Here is a 17153-nt window from a genome sequence, read left to right on the forward strand (position 1 = left end):
TACAGCGAGATCCTCACCGACGAGAAGAAGGAGACCGCCACCGCGTTCTGGGCCCGCGCCCAGGCGTTCTTCACCGCTGCCGGTGTCACCGTGGAACGGGTCCTGACCGACAACGGATCCTGCTACCGCTCCCGCGCCTGGCGCGATGCCCTGGCAGCGGCCGGGATCGCCCACAAGCGAACCCGGCCCTACCGGCCTCAGACCAACGGCAAGGTCGAACGCTTCAACCGCACTCTGCTCGACGAGTGGGCCTACGCACAGCCCTACCGCTCAGAGACCGAACGGCGTGAGGCGTTCCCCGCCTGGCTGCACACCTACAATCACCACCGCGGACACACCGCGCTCGCAGGCAAGCCACCCGCCAGCCGCGTCCCCAACCTCACCGGGCAATACACCTAGTACGGCAGCTGTAGATCGTGATCTTGTCTATGAGTGGCCCTGCGGGTCTCTATCCCGCCGACCCGCCTGCCGGGTTCTCTGCGCCGTCGACGACCGAACGAACGCACCTCATCCAGTCCTCCCAGGCGGCGGGGTCCGTCGTCCCGCCGTCTGCCTCGATGCCGATGTCGCCCAGGAGCGTGAGAAGGTCGTCCCCGGCGCGGTTCGCGAACTGCCACACGAACCGCGACATGGCGACGAAGGCTTCGCGCTCGTTCAACTCGTAGCGACTCATCAGGGCTATCCATCCTCGGGCGGAGTCCAGTAGGTCCAGGGCCGTGAGTCGTGATCTTGCTCGCCTGGGCAACAGTGCGGCCACCGAAGATCATCGTGGTTTGTGAAGACAACGAAGGATCAAGCAGTGGCCGCGGGTCGCAGCGTAGACGTTGAACGATGGCAGGCGATGTTCGAGGGCCTGATGGGTCGCGTCGCAGGTCGGTTCGCCCGGGTGGAACCCCGCCGCCGGGCCCGCTCGCTTGTGCTGGGGCTGCTGTCGGACCTGCCGCGCAAGAACTGCTGGACGATCGCCGAGCAGGCCGGCGACCCCACCCCGCACGGGATGCAGCACCTACTGGGCCGTGCCAAGTGGGACGCGGACGCTGTCCGCGACGACATCCGCGCCTATGTGGTGGACCACCTGCGCGACGAGGATGCGGTCCTTGTCGTCGACGAGACCGGTGACCTGAAGAAGGGCGCCACGACGGTCGGCGTCCAGCGCCAGTACACCGGTACGGCGGGCCGGATCGAAAACGCGCAGGTCGCGGTCTACCTCGTCTACTCTGCGCAGGCCGGACACGCCGCCATCGACCGGGAGTTGTACGTCCCGCGTTCCTGGACCGAGGACCGTCAGCGGTGCGCGTCGGCCGGCATACCCGCCGCTGTCGGCTTCGCCACCAAGCCCGCTCTGGCCGCACAGATGATCGCCCGTGCCCTGGACTCCGGCGTCGCGGCGCGATGGGTGGCAGGCGACGAGGTCTACGGCGGCAATCCGACCCTTCGCACCGCGCTGGAACAGCGCGAGATCGGCTACGTCCTCGCGGTCGCCTGCGACCACCAGATTGCCACGAGGGGAGGACGACTGCGGGCGGCCGCGCTGGTCAACGAGATGCCTAAGCGGGCCTGGCAGAAGCTCTCGGCCGGGATCGGGGCGAAGGGCCACCGTTTCTACGACTGGGCCGTGGTCCATATCGCCGACGACCGCCCCGGACACCACGAGCTCCTGGTCCGCCGAAACCGCCGCACACGCGAACTCGCCTTCTACCGCAGCTATTCGCCCATCGCCGTTCCACTGTCCACGCTCGTACGGGTAGCCGGGCGCAGGTGGACAGTCGAGAAGACCTTCCAGACGGGAAAAGGACTGACCGGATTGGACGAGCACCAGGTCCGCCGGTGGACGTCCTGGCACCGCTGGGTCACCCTCGCGATGCTCGCGCACGCCTTCCTCGCCGTCGTCACCGCAGACGAACGCACTCACCGGCCCGCACCAGACGGGCTGATCCCGTTGACCAGTAGCGAGATCGCGCACCTGTTCAACACTCTGATTGTGCGGCCCGCGCACGCTGCAGCACACCGCCTCCGATGGTCCCACTGGCGACGACACCACCAAACTCGCGTCCGCGACAGCCACTACCTGCGACAAGCAGCAGCTCAACCATGATCACGATCTACAACTGCCGTACTAGAGTGAAGGGCGGCCTCGGATGTCGGCGGCCTGCTGGCGGGCTGCCGCTGCTTCAGCGATGGCCCCACGCCGATCAGCTTCAAAGGGTAGGACGCTGGCCAGCGACTCCAACGCTGCAGCTATCTGCTCTCGCCACTGGGCGTATGCGTCGCCGTCGCCTTCGGCTGGCCTCAGCCGCTTTACCCTTCGCAACTCTACGAGGGCGGCTTTCAGATCGGGTTCGATGGACCCTGCCAAGATTCCTTCTTGCGTTGTCGTGAGGAGGCAGGCTACCGCAGGCGCTCTGAGCTTGGGAATCACCGCTACTCGCGGCACAAGTCACGCTCTGACCCGTGTCAGCGGCAGCTGGGGCGAGCCATTGAGCTCACCCCGGCACCCGCCGTTGACCGCGGTTTACCGACCTGTCGGGCACGGGTCGAGCACGAGCGTGCGCTCGGTGGTTCAGGCACCTTCACCGCGGGCGGCCCGCTTCGCTGCCGCGTTCTGAGCGTGCGCCTCGCGTCGCAAACGACGCTCGTAATCGGCGATCTGTTGGTGGATGGGCCGGGTAGCTGTGATCAGCCGCTCGTTCTCGCGGTCCACGAGGAATGGTCCATTGCCTCCCAGACGAGTGGGCTGACCGTTCGACAATGGACTGACGGCGCTCCAGTAGACCACCCAACCGAACGACACTGCCTGGACGCGAAGGATTCCCAGCTCGCAGTCGACATCGCCGCGAGAGTTTTCGATCTCGGCCAGTACGAGGCGGCGGGCATCATCTTCAGACAGCATGGTTTGACGATGATACGGAAGCGGGCCACCACTTTGGGAGCGAGGTGGGGCGTCCTAGCCCTGACCTGGGGTTCCATGGCCTGGGCGGAGTCCGGCAGCACCTACCTTGCGCACCTTTGTTCCCCGTGGGACCCCGCTCGTTGTGGCACGGATATGGCACGACTGTTCTTCGCATCAAAGCGGCCGTCCCCGTGGTTCCCCACTGTCTCGCGTCCGATGAGGCACGCGCGCGAAACCCCTCACCGCCCTGTCGCAGCTAGTCGACGCCCCAAATCTTGATGGGCTCGTACGTTCCGTTGCGGAAGTCGAAGATTGTCACGTTGGTGTCGTGGATGTCGCGGAAGTGGCCCCCGTAGCCAGGCCGCGCGATGTGCGGGGCGAGCAGGTCCAACAGGTTCCGAAGGTAGAGCATCGAGTCGTCGACCCAGTGATTGCGTGCGAAAAGTTCCCATTCATGCAGCTCTCCATGGCTCGTGAACTCTTGCACCTCGCGGTGCAGGGACACGGCGTCACCACCGGGCACACGGCGGTTGGCGTAGCTGTCGGCGACCAGCAGGGGGTACAGCTGTCCGTCTTGGTCGTCGAGGCCTTCGGGAAAGTCTGCGTTCATGCCCAAGTGCCATCGCAAGGCGGCCATGACCCGTTCAGGGGTGTCGTCGCGCAAGTAGCAGGAGAAGACGACTTCATAGCGAGTGCTCATGGACGGCATTGTGTACGGCGGGACTGACACCGCCACGTCGTCGCGTGCTTGCACGCGCCCCTCGATGTGAACTAAGGGCACGACGGTCGCTGAGGTCTGTCGGGCCGCCGCTCACCCGGTGTCCTAGGTATACGGAGGGTCGATGACGGGCGCGGCGGTTGCTGTACTTCCGTGCTGTACAGCACGGCAGCTCAGCCGGATCATGTCCACCGGGGGGAGATGACCTCGTCTGGGTGCTTTCGATTGAGGAGGGATTGTCTTGCATGGTTACTGGGATCCGCTGCCTACGGCACGGCAGCTCGTCATCACCGCGGAACCGACGAGGGAAGTCTTCTCAGGCGTCTGGGCGGGACGGAATTGGCGCAACGTTCCAGGCCCGTTCTACGGTGCGGCCACCGACTCCATGGCCACCGGCCGACTGGATGCGCCGCATCATATTGCCTACGACGACGACTACGGAGGCGGCTTCGGTACGGAGTTCCTCTACCGCCAGCCCGTGAGCGAAGTGGAGACCAAGGCCGTGGTCTCGGCTGCCTGCCTGGAGTTGTACAGCGGTTACGGCTGGGACGGCGACGACCACTGGACCCCTGACACCGTCCGTGCATGGTGGCGCGACCGAGGCCGCGTTCGCGAGTGGGCGCTGGCCATCGCGGCCGACTGGGGCGCCAGCACCCACCCCGGCTGGGGCAGCAACGGGTCCGCCCAATTCCAGGGGCACTATCACGACGCCGCCCGAGGCCACCTGGACTTCGTCGCCTACATCGACGACGGACTGCAGGCGTATTTGCGCGGCTACACCTTCTGGCTGGACCAGCGCCGCGCACCCCGCCGCGGGGAGGCCCTGCCAGCCCTCTAACGCCGTGTGCTGCCCGCCTTGCTTGCCTCTGCCGGCCCTTCGCGGTATCCCTCGGCAGGATTCCCCCGACACCCGCTTTAGGAGCGAGGTGGGGCGATCACCGGCCTGACCTGTGGATTCCCCGCCTTGGACGGAGTGGGCGGCGTGTCCCCCTGCGCACCGCGATTCCCCCTGACTCCCCGCCCGTTCTGGCACGAGAGTGGCACGGGCTTCGCGGTGGTGACCCTCTCGATTCGGGCGTAGCGGTCGCCCAGACCTGCCGGGCAGGTAGACGTGGCCGGCTTGAGGTGTCGCCCTGTCGTCGGACCCGCGGCTCAGTCTCGTGGCGTCTGTTTAGGAGCGGCATCGTCTGTCAGTCGTTCTGCCCATTCACGCTGGGTCACGGCTCGCTCTATGCGGTTGACGATGTCCTTCTTGGAGGCTTCCCCCAAGCTCTCGGTTAGCTTGTCGAAGGTATCCGGAAGAACGTCGAGCAGACCCCAAATCTGTTCGCCAGTACTGACGGTCAGCAGCAGCTGACACCTCCACTGTGGCGACACATCGGGACGGTGTCTGAGCTGATGCACAAGCGTAGGGAGCAGGTAGTGCGTCGCCTCTGCGGCGAGGTGTTCTTGGAGCCAGTCGACGGGCAGCCGTTGACTGAAGCCAAGTGAAGCGGCCTCCTGTTCCAGGGCGAGGAGCCGGTCGGTGTCGACGGCTCGGATGGTCCGGGGAAGGGTTGGGGTCATGCCGAGATGATGCCAGGCACTGAATTCGTGGGCACACCGTGCAGGGCGTTGGCGCGATCTTTGGCCGGTGGCCTGCCGGGGCTGGGGTCGAGCATGGCCAGGGGGCCTTACGCTGGTCGCGAATCGGGCTGGCTCCTGCCTGCCGCGCCGCGGTGGGCAGTTCTCCCAGCTGCTGGCGGATCTCGCCCGGTGCGTTGACGATCAGGGTCCGGATCTGGTTGATGGTCTGGGTGCGGGCCTTGATGGCCGAGCGCCGGACCACCCGCAGGGTGCGGATGGCCTCCACGATGCCGTCGCGGGTTTTCGGTGTTCCGCCGGCGCGGCCGGACAGGACAGCGGTTGCGGCGGCGTAGGCGTCGACGGGGCCGGACTTGCCAATCGGGTGACGTCAGCCGCGGCCGAGCCGGCGCTTGGAACTCCTCACAGAATGAGCTGCCTCGGGTCCTTGCGCGGCATGGCGAGGCGAGCACGAAGGGAGATCACTACTCTGCATGAGTGCTCTCATACGGCGAGTTGACTTCATCAGAGCGTGAGCTGTGGGATGCGTTCCCCGAGGGTCGCCGCGTGGATCTGCGCACGGGTGTGCTTGAGGACGACCGTGTCGCCGAGGGTGGGCGGTGGGGCCCTGGGCGGACGGTTCGGGCCACCGTGATCATGGCGCTCCTCCAGGGTGCGAACACCGCGCAGTCGGGCGCAGTCCCAAGCTTGAAGCTGATCGGGGCGCGGGTAACTGGGCACCTCTGCTTGGCTGACGCGCAGATCGCTTACGCCTTCTGGCTTGAGGACTGCTGGTTCGAGGAGGGCGTGGACCTCTCCGGAGCGTCGGCTCAGTCAATTGCGATCGTGGGCAGCCGGGTGCCGGGCGTGGAAGCCGGCTTGATCCGTGTGGAGGGACGCCTCGATCTGCGGCGCTCGCGCCTGGAAAGCGGTTCTGCCTCGCCCTTCCACCGCAAGGTCGCCGCCTTGTCGCTCATCAACGCCCAGGTGCGCGGCGCCGTGAACCTCAACGGCGCCGAGATCACCGCACCTGGAGAATGGGCGGTGTCCGCTGGCGGACTGGTCGCTGAGGGCGGTGTCTACTGCGTGGACGGATTCATCGCGCGCGGTGAAGTTCGCCTCATGGGGGCACAGTTGCCAGGCGGACTGCACATGCGGGGCGCACTGCTGGAACGCCCCGGCCAGCGCGGGGTGGTACTCGCCCTGGACAACGCCGTGGCCTCGACGCTCGACTTCTCCGACGGGTTCACCGCGAACGGGACCGTACGACTGCGGGGTGCCCGTATCTCGGGCAACCTGAGCTTTGAAGCAGCCGTCCTGAACGGGCCACCCGACGGTCACGGCCCGTCGCTGGTCGCCCTGCTGATGCAGGCCGTCGACTTCGACTTCACCCTCGCCCGGTCACCGTCAGGCCCCGTGGACCTGCGGGGCGCGCAGGTGTCCTACCTCCACGACAGCGCGCATAGCTGGCCGGATGCGGTCGAGCTGGACGGTTTTGTCTACGGCTCCATCAAGGTGGACGAGGCAGGCGAGCGGCGGGAGGCAGTGGGGCGGCGGGACTCCGTGGCCCGCCGCGTGGCGTGGATACGACGCAGCCCGGGCTACAGCCCCCAGCCCTATGAGCAGTTGGCGAGCTGGTACCGGAAGGCCGGCCACGACGACGACGCTCGCCGCGTCCTCCTGGCCAGACAACGGCACCGGCGCCGAACTCTGCCCCCGGCCGCGCGTGCGTGGGGGCACGTGCTCGACGTGACCGTCGGCTATGGCTATCGCTCCTGGCTGGCCGGCGTCTGGCTCCTCCTACTGACCCTGCTGGGCACGCTGTCCTTCAGCGCGCACGCCCCCACTCCGGTCCAACGAGGCGAAGGGGCCGCGTTCCAGCCCCTCGTCTACACGCTCGACCTCCTGATCCCCATCGGTGGTCTGGGTCAGCGCACGGCCTGGTACTGGCCGAACCACAGCCTCCAGTGGCTGGCCTACCTGCTGATCGCCTTCGGCTGGGTGCTGACGACCGCCGTCATCGCGGGTGTGACCCGCACCCTGCAGAGAAATTAGCGGTCGGCGGCTGAGTTCAGGCGCCTGCAGCTGATGATGCGAAGTCTTTGGCGCCGACACTCGTGCGGCGCGCCGGGCCCGCTACTCGCGGTCGCTGACATCACCGACAGATGTCCCGCCGTCGTTCCTGGTAGCGCGGACTCGGTCGACCATAAATCCGCCGAGTGCAACAAGGAAGCAGACCGCGCCTACTTCGAGACCCAACCGCAGCAGCGGCCGACCACCGCTCAGCGCGCGGACTCCGAACCGGATCGCTCCGGCCGTTAGCCCCAGCCCTTGCGGCCACCATCGGCTCCCCGGGATCACCCGCTGCTGTCGCTGGCGGCGGTCGTGGAGCACCAGTTTGGACGACGTCGTATGCGAATGACGGCTGACCCGGCGACTCGCTGACGTGGTCCGGAGCGAGGTTGGCGCCGCTGTTCCCCGTGAGTTCCCGTAATGTCCCGCCGGAACGGGCACGCAACGGACACGGCCGTCAGACGAGCCGCCAACGCCAGCACCACGGAGCCAGGTCAGCAGCCGGGTACTCCTCCTGGCCGCTGAGCCGCTGCACGAGAAGAACACCTTCGGCCATGGACACCCGATCCCCCGGCATGAGAAACAGAGGACGGTTGAGGCGGAAGGCCCAATCCGGTTCAAACCTCACCGCGTTGAGCAGCACCATCCTGGGTGCCGTCGCTGGGCTGCCGGAGAGTCGCATGGCTCCATGGTGCACTGCATCAAGGCCCGTGATCACCTCTTTTGGAGTGGGGTTGGGGGATCGTAGCCGTGACCTGTGGGTTCCCACCTTGAGTGGACTTGGGCGGCACATCCCTCTGGTTACCGCGATGACCCGCGAGGCCCCGCCCGTTCTGGCACTGATTTGGCACGGCTCAGGGTCTCGGTCTTGACGCCTGGAATCTACGCGCGATCTTCTGAACCTGCGTTCTTCCCGCTTGGGGTGGAAGTTGACGTTTCCTGGTCGTACAACCGCTGATACTGGGCAACCGTGTCGCCGAACTGCCGGCCACCGAGCTCCTGCAATCGACCGTCGCGGCGGTCCACGACGACGGGACCCGTCCCGATCCACATGTCGCGCGAATTACCCGTCTGTGCGTACTGAGAGCTCTGGTACCAGAACTCCCACCCGAAACGGTGCTCCTGCACCCGGATGATCACAGCGCTGACGCCCTCTGCCGGCGGGTCGGCTTCTAGCTGGGCGAGGTAGGCGTCAGCGATATCTCTGGCTCGCTCGACGTTGATCATTGCGCGATTCTACGGATGGCCATGCAACGCGGCTCGGACTCTCCGCACCAAGCCAGCGAAGGCGCTGGTGGGACCGTGATTCCCTCCGGTTTCCCTTTTGATCGGGCACGCCAGGGGCACGGCGGCCGTGGGGGAAGATGGCAACGTGCAGCTCCCCTATGTCTACCGCGTCACCAAGTACGACCCCGCCGACCGTGACGCACACGGGCATTACACCGGCAATGAGGACACCGTCAGCGACCACGGCCAGGTCGAGGCGTCTTACCTTCAGGCGGTCGCGGCCTTCGCCGGGGACACCGGCGTCGATCACCTGGCCGTACGTGAACCACAGGTCCCGTCTATCGCGCACTTCGGTGTGGAGCCTTCGGTGGACGGCTTTGGGCTGGACGGGCTCTTCCCAGTTGGCGCTGTCGGCTTCTACGACGGGGCAGAAGTATCGCTCGAAGTCGGGCTGCGGTTGGTACGCGCCATGTTGCGCGACAACGGTGCCTGGTGCCGGCTGGAGGCCGAAGGCACGTTCGCGGTCCATGTGGGGTGGGACCAATACCTGTACATCAGCAGCAGTCGGCCTTGCGAGGCAGCGGTGGCCCACACCCGGGAGCTCGGACTGTTCCCAGAACGCCTGGACGCCTCCCCATACGTCTTCGAGGCCGAAGAGGCAGAGCAGGTCACCCAGCGACCCGGCGATGACGACTTCTGGGCCGACCTGCACAGGGCAGTTGGCAACGGCAGCGCCGGAATCCTGGAAGAGACGTATCTCGAAGGCGCCTCACGATGGCACCACCTCACGAGCGACACCGTCGACCGCGTTCGCGTTGGTCTGGCTCCCCGGGCCCGTCTCGCCGTCTGGCCGCCCTTGTCCTCCGACATCGACGCCGTCCTGGAAGCCCTCCCCGCAGAAGGTCTCGTCGAAGGCGTCTGGCACGACAACGACGGCCGCATCCACAGCGCCATCGCCGACGAGACCGCTTTCCCGGAGCTCACCGCCCATATGCGCAACGCCCGCGCCGCCGCACTACTGTCCGCAAACGCGGGTGAAAGTCTTCCTCTGTTCACAGCTGTCATGCCCGACAACGACGGAGTTCTGAGGGCTCGGTGGCGAACGGAGCCGACGCCGAGCGACCGCGACTGGGCCCTCCGCCACTCCAAGCGGTGAGCGCTGGTCAGAGTCCTAGCTCAGCTAACGGATAACCCCCGCGCATCTGCCACCGGGCCGCTCCATCCGCCATCCGCGCCGCGGCCCAGCAGCCCGAAGTCGGTGGCGCCCGATGCCTACGGAGTCGGCATTCCGAAAAACATGACTGCCACAAAGAGGCCCACCGGAATGGCCAGAGTCAGGGCCAACCCGGCAAGGCAGCCCCATGCGGTCAGTCTGGTGCTGGCTCTTTCGTAGTCATCGCGCTTCGACACGCCCTCATCCAACCGCCATATGCACCAGCCCGCCACCGCCCCCCACCCCTGCCCAGCCGGGGCGGTAGCGCTCGCTGACCTGCGCTGGAAGGCATGAGACGCGCCGCTCCACCATTACCCCGGACGTAATCGACGCCCCGCGACGCCCCCGGCAGGGTGGTCGTACCGGGCGGACGGGGCGGCGCACTCCGCTCCGTCCGCCCGGGCCAGACCATCGGAACGAGGAGGACCGTGATGACGCAGAACCGGTACGAGGCCGCCGTCGCCCGCTACTTCGAGGCGTGGAACAGCGCCACCGACGCGGAGGCGAGGGCGAAGGCCGTGGCCGCCGCGTGGACGGAGGACGGCACGTACACCGACCCCCTGGCGCGGGCGGGTGGGCACGCGGAGATCGGGGCGCTGATCGGCGGGGTGGGGGAGCGGTTCCCCGGATTCGTGTTCACACCGGTGGGCGACGTCGAGGGGCACCACGACGTGGCCCGCTTCGCCTGGGAGCTGGGGCCGGCCGGCACGGAGCCCGGGACGGCGCCGATCGCCGGCTCCGACGTGATCACGCTGGCGGCGGACGGTCGGATCCGGTCGGTCAGCGGGTTCCTGGACCGGCTGCCCGCGGCGTGAGGGACTGAAGGGCGGCGGCGGTCTCCGGGTCGGCCGGCAGGAAGGCCTCGATCGCCAGCTCGGAGACCGTGACGTCCATGGGGGTGTTGAACGTGGTGGCCGTGGAGATGAAGGACAGCACCCGGCCGCCGTGTTCGATGCGCATCGGCAGCGCGAACGGGAAGACCTCGGCGTTGGCGTCGGCGTCGGCGGCGGAAGCAGCGGAGCCGGAGGCGGAGGCGGAGGCGGAGGCGGAGGCGTCCTCGTCACGGCCCGCCGGGACGGGGTACGCCGTCAGCTCCTCGTACAGGGCGCGCAGCGGCTCGTGGCCGCTCATCGTGATCTGCCGCTCGATGCGTTCCAGCAGGTGATCGCGCCACTGGCGCACGTTGCGGATGCGCGGGGCCATGCCCTCGGGGTGCAGCGTGACGCGCATGGCGTTCAGCGGCGGCCGCAGCAGATGCGGGGCGACGCCTTCGAGCAGGACGCCCACGCCCCGGTTCGCGGCGACGACGTCGTACATGCCGTCCAGGATCAGCGCCGGGAACGGCTCGTACGCCGTCAGGAGGCGGTCGAGGCTGTCGCGCAGGGGGTGCATCGCCGGGTCGCGCAGCGGTGTCTCCGGGTAGGCGGGGGCGTACCCGGCGGCGATGAGCAGGGCGTTGCGTTCACGGACGGGGACGTCGAGGTGCTCGGCGAGCCGCAGGACCATGGCCTGGCTGGGACGGGAGCGGCCCGTCTCGATGAAGCTGATGTGCCGCGCCGAACTGTCCGCCCGCAGGGCGAGTTCGAGCTGACTGATCCGCCGCCGTTCGCGCCAGCCGCGCAGCAGCGTCCCCACACCCGCCGTGGTCGTCGTCATGCCCCGACCGTAACCCAGGGGCGTCGGCCCGGGTGAACCGCTCAACGAGCCGTCGCGGCCGGGGAGTCCTTGACGAGGGAGAGCAGCCGGTAGACCGGGTCGGGGCGGGCGGTGTCCGGCTCGGGCAGCGCCACCAGCCGCCCGGCGAGCGCCGCCGCGTCACCCTCGCCGAGGGCGAGCGCGGAGGCGAAGTCGCCGGACGCGACGCGGGAGGCCAGATCGCGCGGGGTACGGCCCTGGCCGTGGCCGGTGAAGCGGGCCGTGCCCGCCGGGCGCAGACCGTGGGCGGCGGCCTGCCGCACCACCTGCTCCTCGGCGTCGTGCGCGGGCTTCGTGCGGTACGGCGCGAGGAGCGCGTCGACGTCGCTGCCGACGTCGTGCCCCGCGTCCTTGTCGACCGTGGTGACCAGTACCCCGCCGGGCCGCAGCACCCGTGCGCACTCGGCTATCACCGCGGGTGCGGCGGGCAGCAGATGGAGCACCCAGACCGCCGAGACCGCGTCCAGTGAGGCGGTCGCGAACGGCAGCCGGCGCGCGTCGCCCAGGACGATCCCCGGCCCCACGCGGCCGGCCGCGAGCCGGGCCATGGCCAGGGCGGCGTCGACGCCGAGCACGCGCAGTCCGGGGCGCGTGCAGCGGGCCGTCACCAGCCCGGTGCCGCACCCGATGTCGAGGACGGTGCGGGCCTTCTCGGGGATCAGGCCGAGCACGGCGGCGGCCGCTGCCTCGGCGCGGGGGACGCCGCCGCGGGTCGCGTCGTAGATTCCGGCCTGCTTCTCGTAGTCCAGCACGCTCGTAGGCTAGCCGCCTGCCATCTACCCGCAGGTAACCAACTGCCCCTAGTCTCACGCTGTTTCCGCGAACGAGCCCCGCCCGACCCTCAGGAGAGCCCGTGAGACACGGAAGAGCCGCCGCCGCTTGCGCCTTCGTCCTGCTCCTCGCGTCGTCCGCCACCGCCGCCGGAACCGGAGCCGCCGCCGCCGGAACCGGAGCCGCCACGGCGACCGCGGCCGGCACCGCCGCGGTCCCCCCACTGCGGCTGGTCACCAGCAATGTGATGATGCTGCCGCGCAGCCTCTACCCCAATTGGGGCCAGCTCCACCGCGCCGACCTGGTGGCCGCCTCCGGCTACGCGCAGGGCGCCGATGTCCTCGTCTTCCAGGAGGCGTTCGACAACGGGGCCTCCGACCGGCTCCAGGCGAACCTCAGGGGCCGCTATCCGCACCAGACGCCGGTGCTCGGCCGCTCCAAGAGCGGCTGGGACCGTACCGAGGGCGCCTACAGCTCCCTCACGCCCGAGGACGGCGGCGTGACGATCCTCAGCAAGTGGCCGATCCTGGAGAAGGTCCAGCACGTGTACGGCGACGCCTGCGGCGCGGACTGGTTCTCCAACAAGGGCTTCGTGTACGTCGTCCTGGACGTGAACGGAACCCGGGTCCACATCGTCGGCACCCACACCCAGGCCGACGACTCGGCCTGTGGCAGCGGCGAGGCCGCGGACGTCCGCTCCGCCCAGAACCGGGAGATCGACGCCTTCCTCGACGCCCGGGCGATCCCCGCCGCCGAGCCGGTGATCATCGCGGGCGACCTCAACGCGGACGCCTCCGGCGCCGAGCACGCCCGCATGCTCGCCGACCTCGACGCCGCGGCACCCGACGCCGACCCCGGCCCGGCCGCCAGCTTCGACCCGGCCACCAACTCCGTGGCCCGCGACCGCTACCCGGACGATCCGGCGCAGCGGCTGGACTACGCCCTCCTCCGCAAGGGCCACGCCCGCCCGGCCCGCTGGAACAACCGCGTCGTCGACGAACACTCCCCGCGGTGGTCGGTCACCAGCTGGGGCACGACCTACACCTTCGACGACTACTCGGACCACTACCCGGTGGTCGCCGGCGACGTCTGACCACGCCCGGCGGCGGGCCGCCCCGGAGGGCGGGCCGCCGCCGCGCGGTGCCGGAGTCCCGGTTGCGGGCGGCCGGTCCGGGCCGGACCGAGGCGCCCGCCGCTGCCGAGCGCGTCGACGCGGGCCGTGCCGACGGCGGTGACCGCCTCGCCGTCCGGGACCCGCCGGACGCCGAAGCCGGACGGGGTAGGATGACGCCGTTGCCCAGGGCATCCCGCGGGCCCGCCTCAGGCGTGGTAGAGGGCCTCGATCTCACGGGTGTACGCCTTCTCTATCGCCCGTCGCTTCAGTTTGAGCGAAGGCGTGAGCAGCCCGCCCTCCTCCGAGAACTGCCCGGCCAGGATGCGGAAGGTCCGGATCGACTCGGCCTGGGAGACGAGCGTGTTGGCGGCCACGACCGCCCGCCGGATCTCCGTCTCCAGGTCGGCGTCGTGGATCAACTTGGCGACCGGCAGCTGGGGCTTGCCCCGCATCGTCAGCCAGTGCCCGATGCCCTCGGGGTCCAGGGTGATCAGCGCCCCGATGAAGGGCCGGTCGTTGCCGACCACGACGCACTGCGAGACCAGCGGGTGGGAGCGCACCCGGTCCTCCAGCACCACCGGCGAGACGGACTTGCCGCCGCTGGTCACCAGGATCTCCTTCTTCCGCCCGGTGATCGTGAGGTAGCCGTCCTCGTCGAGCGCGCCGAGGTCGCCGGTGGCCAGCCAGCCGTCGTGCAGCACCTCCGCCGTGGCCTTGGGGTTGTTGAGGTACTCGCTGAACACCTGGCCGCCGTACACCCAGATCTCGCCGTCGTCGGCGATGTGCACCGTGGTGCCCGGGATGGGCACGCCCACCGTGCCGAAACGTGTCTGCTCGGGCGGGTTGGCGACCGCGGCGGCCGTGGTCTCGGTGAGCCCGTACCCCTCGAAGATCCGCACGCCCGCGCCGTCGAAGAAGAGCCCCAGCTGCCGGTCCATCGCGGAACCGCCGGAGAACGCGTGCTTGACCTTGCCGCCGAGGGCGGCGCGCACCTTGCCGTAGACCAGCTTCTCGTACAGCTGGTGCTGCATCCGCAGGGAGGCGCCGGGGCCGGGGCCGGTGCCGAAGGCCCGGGCCTCCATGGCCTCGGCGTGCCGCACCGCCACTTCCACGGCCTTCTCGAAGGGCCCGAGTCTGCCTCCCGCCTCGGCCTTGCGGCGGGCGCCCTGGAAGACCTTCTCGAAGACGTACGGGACGGCGAGCACGAAGGTCGGCTTGAAGGACGCCATCGCGGGCAGCAGTTCGGCCGCGGCCAGGTTCGGCTGATGGCCGAGCCGGACCTTGGCGCGGACGGCGGCGACCTCCACCATGCGTCCGAAGACATGGGCGAGCGGCAGGAAGAGCAGGGTCGAGGCCTCGTCGCCGCGCTTGCTGTGGAAGACCGGCTCGTACCGCGCGACGACGTTGTCGGCCTCGGCCATGAAGTTGCCGTGTGTGATCACGCACCCCTTGGGGCGGCCGGTGGTGCCCGAGGTGTAGATGATCGTCGCCGTGGCGTCCGGGGTCACCGCCTCGCGGTACCGGTGCATCAGGTCGTCGTCGACTCCGGTACCGAGACGGGCCAGTTCGGACAGCGCGTCGGAGTCCAGCTGCCACAACCGGGTCAGGTGCGGGAGCTCGTCGACGACCGCGCCGACCGTCATCGCGTGGTCCTCGTGCTCGACCACGCAGGCGACCGCCTCGGAGTCGTGCAGCATCCAGCGGACCTGGTCGGAGGACGAGGTGGGGTAGATGGGGACAGGCTGGGCGCCGATGGTCCACAGCGCGTAGTCCAGCACGGTCCACTCGTACCGGGTACGGGACATCAGGCCGACCCGGTCACCGAAGCGGACGCCCTGGGTGAGCAGGCCCTTCGCCACCGCGACGACCTCGTCGCGGAACTGCGCGGCGGTGACGTCCTCCCAGAGCGTGTCGTCCTCTTTGCTGCGGCGACTGAGCACGATCCGGTCCGGCTCTTCGTCGGCATTGGCGAACACGGCGTCCGCCAGACCTCCGACCTGGGGTGCCGTCACCAGTGGGGGAATGGTGAACTCGCGCAACGTCGCTCCTCGACCGCTTGGGCGGTCCAGAACGTACCCGATACCACGCGCGCAGGGGAGAGGTGTGACATTCGCCTGTGAAGGCGCGCGTGGGTTCGCTCACACCGTGATGACGAGCCGATTCCCGGTTACCGCAAGGAACATGGCGCCGGGAGACGGCTGCCGGGCGGACGGACGTCCGCCCGGACTCTGCACCAAATCCCCCCGCGGGGATCACCGCCGCTCTACAGCGCCCACGGGCTCGGGGGCCGTCGCCCGGGCCTGCCGCCCCGGCTGTTCCCGTACGAGGACGAGCACGACCGCGCCCGCCAGCAGCCCGGTGACGCCGGCCGCCAGGGCCGCCGCGTTCAGCCCCGAGGCGAAGGCGGCGTGCAGCGCGTGGTCCGCCGTCGCGCGCTGCCCGTAGGGGACCCGGGCCAGCAGTTCGCGCGCGCCGCCGCCCGCGAGCGCGCGGGCGGTCTCGTGCGGGGCCGGGGCTCCGGAGTCGCGCAGGGAGTGCTCCATCCGCGTGGTCAGCAGCGTGCCGAACATGGCGACGCCGAGCGCGTACCCCAGCTGCCGGAAGGTGTTGACCGCGCCGCCCGCCATGCCGGCCCGCCGCGGCGGCACCGACGCCAGCGCGGCACCCGCGATCGCCGGGTTGACCAGCCCGACGCCCAGGCCCGCCACCACCAGGCCCGCGGTCAGCGTGCCCCAGCCGGATCCGGCGTCCAGCACCGCCTGGGCCAGTGCGCCCGCGCCGATGAGCACCATGCCGCCGCCGATGACCAGCCGGTACGGCGCCCCGTGCAGGAACCGGCCGCCCACCGCCGAGGCCGCGAACGCCGCCAGCGCCAGGGGTATCAGCACCAGGCCGCCGCGGACCGGGCTCAGTCCGAGCAGCGTCTGCAGCCACAGCGAGGTGTACGGCAGGAAGCCGAAGGCCGTTCCGCTGAGCGCCAGCGCGCCCACCATGATCGCGGTGAAGGAGCGGTTGCGGAACAGCGCCAGGTCCAGCATGGGATGTGCCACGCGCCGCTCCACCACCACGAAGACCACCAGGGCGGCCGCCGCGCCGCCGAGCGTGCACACCGTACGGGCCGAGGTCCAGCCGGCCTCGTCGGCGCGGATCACGGCGAAGGTGAGCAGCCCGGCGAAGGCGGTGAAGGCGGCGGTGCCCGGCCAGTCGATCCGGGCGCCGCCCCGGCCGCGGGACTCGCCGACCACGCGCAGCGTCAGGGCGATCGCCGCGACGCTCACGGGCAGGTTGACGTAGAAGATCCAGCGCCAGTCCAGCGCCTGGGTGAGCAGCCCGCCCAGTACCGGCCCGAGCGCCGCCGCCGCGCCGCTGACCGCGCCCCAGACGCCCAGCGCCACGGACCTGTCCCGGCCCTCGTAGGCCGCGCCGAGCAGCGAGAGCGTCGTGGCGAACATGGCCGTCGCGCCCACGCCCTGCACCGCGCGCATCGCCACCAGGGCCCCGGCCCCCGGCGCGAGTCCGCAGGCGAGCGAGGCCGCCGCGAACAGCGCCGTCCCCGCGACGTACATCCTGCGCCGACCGATCACGTCGGCCGCGGAGCCCGCGCCCAGCAGCAGGGCGGCCAGCGCCAGCGCGTAGATGTCGATCATCCACTGGAGGTCGGACAGCGACGCGTCCAGGGCGTCGGCGATGTCCGGCAGCGCGACGATCACGATCGTCACGTCGACGAGCAGCATGAAGGTGCCCAGGCAGACCGCCACCAGCGGTCCCCACTTGCGCATGGTTCCTCCCCGTTCGGTTCTTCCGTTTCGCGGTGTGTCCTCCGTACCATCGCGAGAACACCAGGTCTTCTTCCAGCCACAGGCAATGAGGCGCTGGAATCCGACATGGG

At 69.5% G+C, this 17153-nt stretch carries 17 protein-coding genes; 7 read left to right on the forward strand and 10 right to left on the reverse strand.

Going from position 1 to position 17153, the window contains the following annotated elements:
- Positions 1-399: integrase core domain-containing protein (locus AB0F62_RS36295; RefSeq protein ID WP_361809594.1), on the forward strand; the 399-nt coding region annotated here is incomplete at its 5' end.
- 49 nt (positions 400-448) lie between these two features.
- On the opposite strand, the gene AB0F62_RS36300 is transcribed toward AB0F62_RS36295, so the two are convergent.
- Entirely contained in the window at positions 449-673 is a 225-nt protein-coding gene (locus AB0F62_RS36300; RefSeq protein WP_361809596.1) for a hypothetical protein, read from the reverse strand.
- 183 nt (positions 674-856) lie between these two features.
- On the opposite strand from AB0F62_RS36300, the gene AB0F62_RS36305 reads away from it, so the two are divergent.
- Entirely contained in the window at positions 857-2095 is a 1239-nt protein-coding gene (locus tag AB0F62_RS36305; protein ID WP_361809673.1) for an IS701 family transposase, read from the forward strand.
- Positions 2096-2560: 465 nt separating this feature from the next.
- Here the strand turns inward: AB0F62_RS36305 and AB0F62_RS36310 are convergent, their stop codons facing one another.
- Together AB0F62_RS36310 and AB0F62_RS36315 are read right to left on the reverse strand one after the other, a co-directional pair.
- Positions 2561-2890 (reverse strand): hypothetical protein, encoded by a 330-nt coding sequence (locus AB0F62_RS36310; RefSeq protein ID WP_361809598.1) that lies wholly within the window; start codon positions 2888-2890, stop codon positions 2561-2563.
- A 256-nt stretch (positions 2891-3146) separates the two neighbouring features.
- Positions 3147-3590 carry a hypothetical protein gene (locus tag AB0F62_RS36315; protein WP_361809600.1) on the reverse strand — a complete coding sequence of 148 codons (444 nt, stop codon included), beginning with the start codon at positions 3588-3590 and terminating at the stop codon, positions 3147-3149.
- Between the two features lie 403 nt (positions 3591-3993).
- On the opposite strand from AB0F62_RS36315, the gene AB0F62_RS36320 reads away from it, so the two are divergent.
- A complete protein-coding gene (locus AB0F62_RS36320) occupies positions 3994-4446 on the forward strand; it encodes a hypothetical protein (protein WP_361809602.1) in 453 nt (150 codons plus the stop codon).
- A 314-nt stretch (positions 4447-4760) separates the two neighbouring features.
- Here AB0F62_RS36320 and AB0F62_RS36325 read toward each other — a convergent pair whose 3' ends face one another.
- Positions 4761-5174 (reverse strand): hypothetical protein, encoded by a 414-nt coding sequence (locus AB0F62_RS36325; protein WP_361809604.1) that lies wholly within the window; start codon positions 5172-5174, stop codon positions 4761-4763.
- Between the two features lie 495 nt (positions 5175-5669).
- On the opposite strand from AB0F62_RS36325, the gene AB0F62_RS36330 reads away from it, so the two are divergent.
- A complete protein-coding gene (locus tag AB0F62_RS36330) occupies positions 5670-7226 on the forward strand; it encodes an oxidoreductase (RefSeq protein WP_361809606.1) in 1557 nt (518 codons plus the stop codon).
- Positions 7227-7701: 475 nt separating this feature from the next.
- On the opposite strand, the gene AB0F62_RS36335 is transcribed toward AB0F62_RS36330, so the two are convergent.
- Both AB0F62_RS36335 and AB0F62_RS36340 read right to left on the reverse strand, forming a co-directional pair.
- The gene (locus AB0F62_RS36335; RefSeq protein WP_361809608.1) at positions 7702-7890 is read right to left on the reverse strand and encodes a hypothetical protein; all 189 of its coding nucleotides are present in this window, start codon (positions 7888-7890) and stop codon (positions 7702-7704) included.
- Positions 7891-8126: 236 nt separating this feature from the next.
- The gene (locus AB0F62_RS36340) at positions 8127-8471 is read right to left on the reverse strand and encodes a YrhB domain-containing protein (protein ID WP_361809610.1); all 345 of its coding nucleotides are present in this window, start codon (positions 8469-8471) and stop codon (positions 8127-8129) included.
- A 145-nt stretch (positions 8472-8616) separates the two neighbouring features.
- On the opposite strand from AB0F62_RS36340, the gene AB0F62_RS36345 reads away from it, so the two are divergent.
- Positions 8617-9627: an RNA-binding protein gene (locus tag AB0F62_RS36345; RefSeq protein ID WP_361809612.1), complete on the forward strand. Its 1011-nt coding sequence runs from the start codon at positions 8617-8619 to the stop codon at positions 9625-9627.
- 488 nt (positions 9628-10115) lie between these two features.
- Positions 10116-10499, forward strand: coding sequence for a nuclear transport factor 2 family protein (locus tag AB0F62_RS36350; RefSeq protein WP_361809614.1), 384 nt, complete (start codon positions 10116-10118; stop codon positions 10497-10499).
- On the opposite strand, the gene AB0F62_RS36355 is transcribed toward AB0F62_RS36350, so the two are convergent.
- Both AB0F62_RS36355 and AB0F62_RS36360 read right to left on the reverse strand, forming a co-directional pair.
- Complete coding sequence (locus AB0F62_RS36355) at positions 10465-11340, reverse strand: helix-turn-helix transcriptional regulator (RefSeq protein WP_361809616.1); 876 nt, start codon at positions 11338-11340, stop codon at positions 10465-10467. The two genes, AB0F62_RS36350 and AB0F62_RS36355, sit on opposite strands and share 35 nt — an antisense overlap.
- Before the next feature lie 41 nt (positions 11341-11381).
- Positions 11382-12131, reverse strand: a complete 750-nt coding sequence (locus AB0F62_RS36360; RefSeq protein WP_361809618.1) for a class I SAM-dependent methyltransferase — start codon at positions 12129-12131, stop codon at positions 11382-11384.
- 101 nt (positions 12132-12232) lie between these two features.
- Here AB0F62_RS36360 and sph point away from each other — a divergent pair, with 101 nt between their 5' ends.
- Positions 12233-13243 (forward strand): sphingomyelin phosphodiesterase, encoded by a 1011-nt coding sequence (sph, locus tag AB0F62_RS36365; protein WP_361809620.1) that lies wholly within the window; start codon positions 12233-12235, stop codon positions 13241-13243.
- Between the two features lie 227 nt (positions 13244-13470).
- On the opposite strand, the gene AB0F62_RS36370 is transcribed toward sph, so the two are convergent.
- The gene (locus AB0F62_RS36370; RefSeq protein ID WP_361809622.1) at positions 13471-15303 is read right to left on the reverse strand and encodes an AMP-dependent synthetase/ligase; all 1833 of its coding nucleotides are present in this window, start codon (positions 15301-15303) and stop codon (positions 13471-13473) included.
- A gap of 213 nt (positions 15304-15516) precedes the next feature.
- Entirely contained in the window at positions 15517-17043 is a 1527-nt protein-coding gene (locus tag AB0F62_RS36375; RefSeq protein ID WP_361809624.1) for an MFS transporter, read from the reverse strand.
- Positions 17044-17153: the final 110 nt, after the last annotated feature.

This window comes from Streptomyces sp. NPDC026673 (assembly GCF_040638135.1).
GTDB lineage: Bacteria > Actinomycetota > Actinomycetes > Streptomycetales > Streptomycetaceae > Actinacidiphila.

What these genes read in the sequence shown, in the direction of transcription:
- AB0F62_RS36300 (WP_361809596.1), bottom strand. Translation starts at nt 673, where the DNA reads ATGAGTCGCTACGAGTTGAACGAGCGCGAAGCCTTCGTCGCCATGTCG.
- AB0F62_RS36305 (WP_361809673.1), top strand. Translation starts at nt 857, where the DNA reads ATGGGTCGCGTCGCAGGTCGGTTCGCCCGGGTGGAACCCCGCCGCCGG.
- AB0F62_RS36310 (WP_361809598.1), bottom strand. Translation starts at nt 2,890, where the DNA reads ATGCTGTCTGAAGATGATGCCCGCCGCCTCGTACTGGCCGAGATCGAA.
- AB0F62_RS36315 (WP_361809600.1), bottom strand. Translation starts at nt 3,590, where the DNA reads ATGAGCACTCGCTATGAAGTCGTCTTCTCCTGCTACTTGCGCGACGAC.
- AB0F62_RS36320 (WP_361809602.1), top strand. Translation starts at nt 3,994, where the DNA reads ATGGCCACCGGCCGACTGGATGCGCCGCATCATATTGCCTACGACGAC.
- AB0F62_RS36325 (WP_361809604.1), bottom strand. Translation starts at nt 5,174, where the DNA reads ATGACCCCAACCCTTCCCCGGACCATCCGAGCCGTCGACACCGACCGG.
- AB0F62_RS36335 (WP_361809608.1), bottom strand. Translation starts at nt 7,890, where the DNA reads ATGGTGCTGCTCAACGCGGTGAGGTTTGAACCGGATTGGGCCTTCCGC.
- AB0F62_RS36340 (WP_361809610.1), bottom strand. Translation starts at nt 8,471, where the DNA reads ATGATCAACGTCGAGCGAGCCAGAGATATCGCTGACGCCTACCTCGCC.
- AB0F62_RS36350 (WP_361809614.1), top strand. Translation starts at nt 10,116, where the DNA reads ATGACGCAGAACCGGTACGAGGCCGCCGTCGCCCGCTACTTCGAGGCG.
- AB0F62_RS36355 (WP_361809616.1), bottom strand. Translation starts at nt 11,340, where the DNA reads ATGACGACGACCACGGCGGGTGTGGGGACGCTGCTGCGCGGCTGGCGC.
- AB0F62_RS36375 (WP_361809624.1), bottom strand. Translation starts at nt 17,043, where the DNA reads ATGCGCAAGTGGGGACCGCTGGTGGCGGTCTGCCTGGGCACCTTCATG.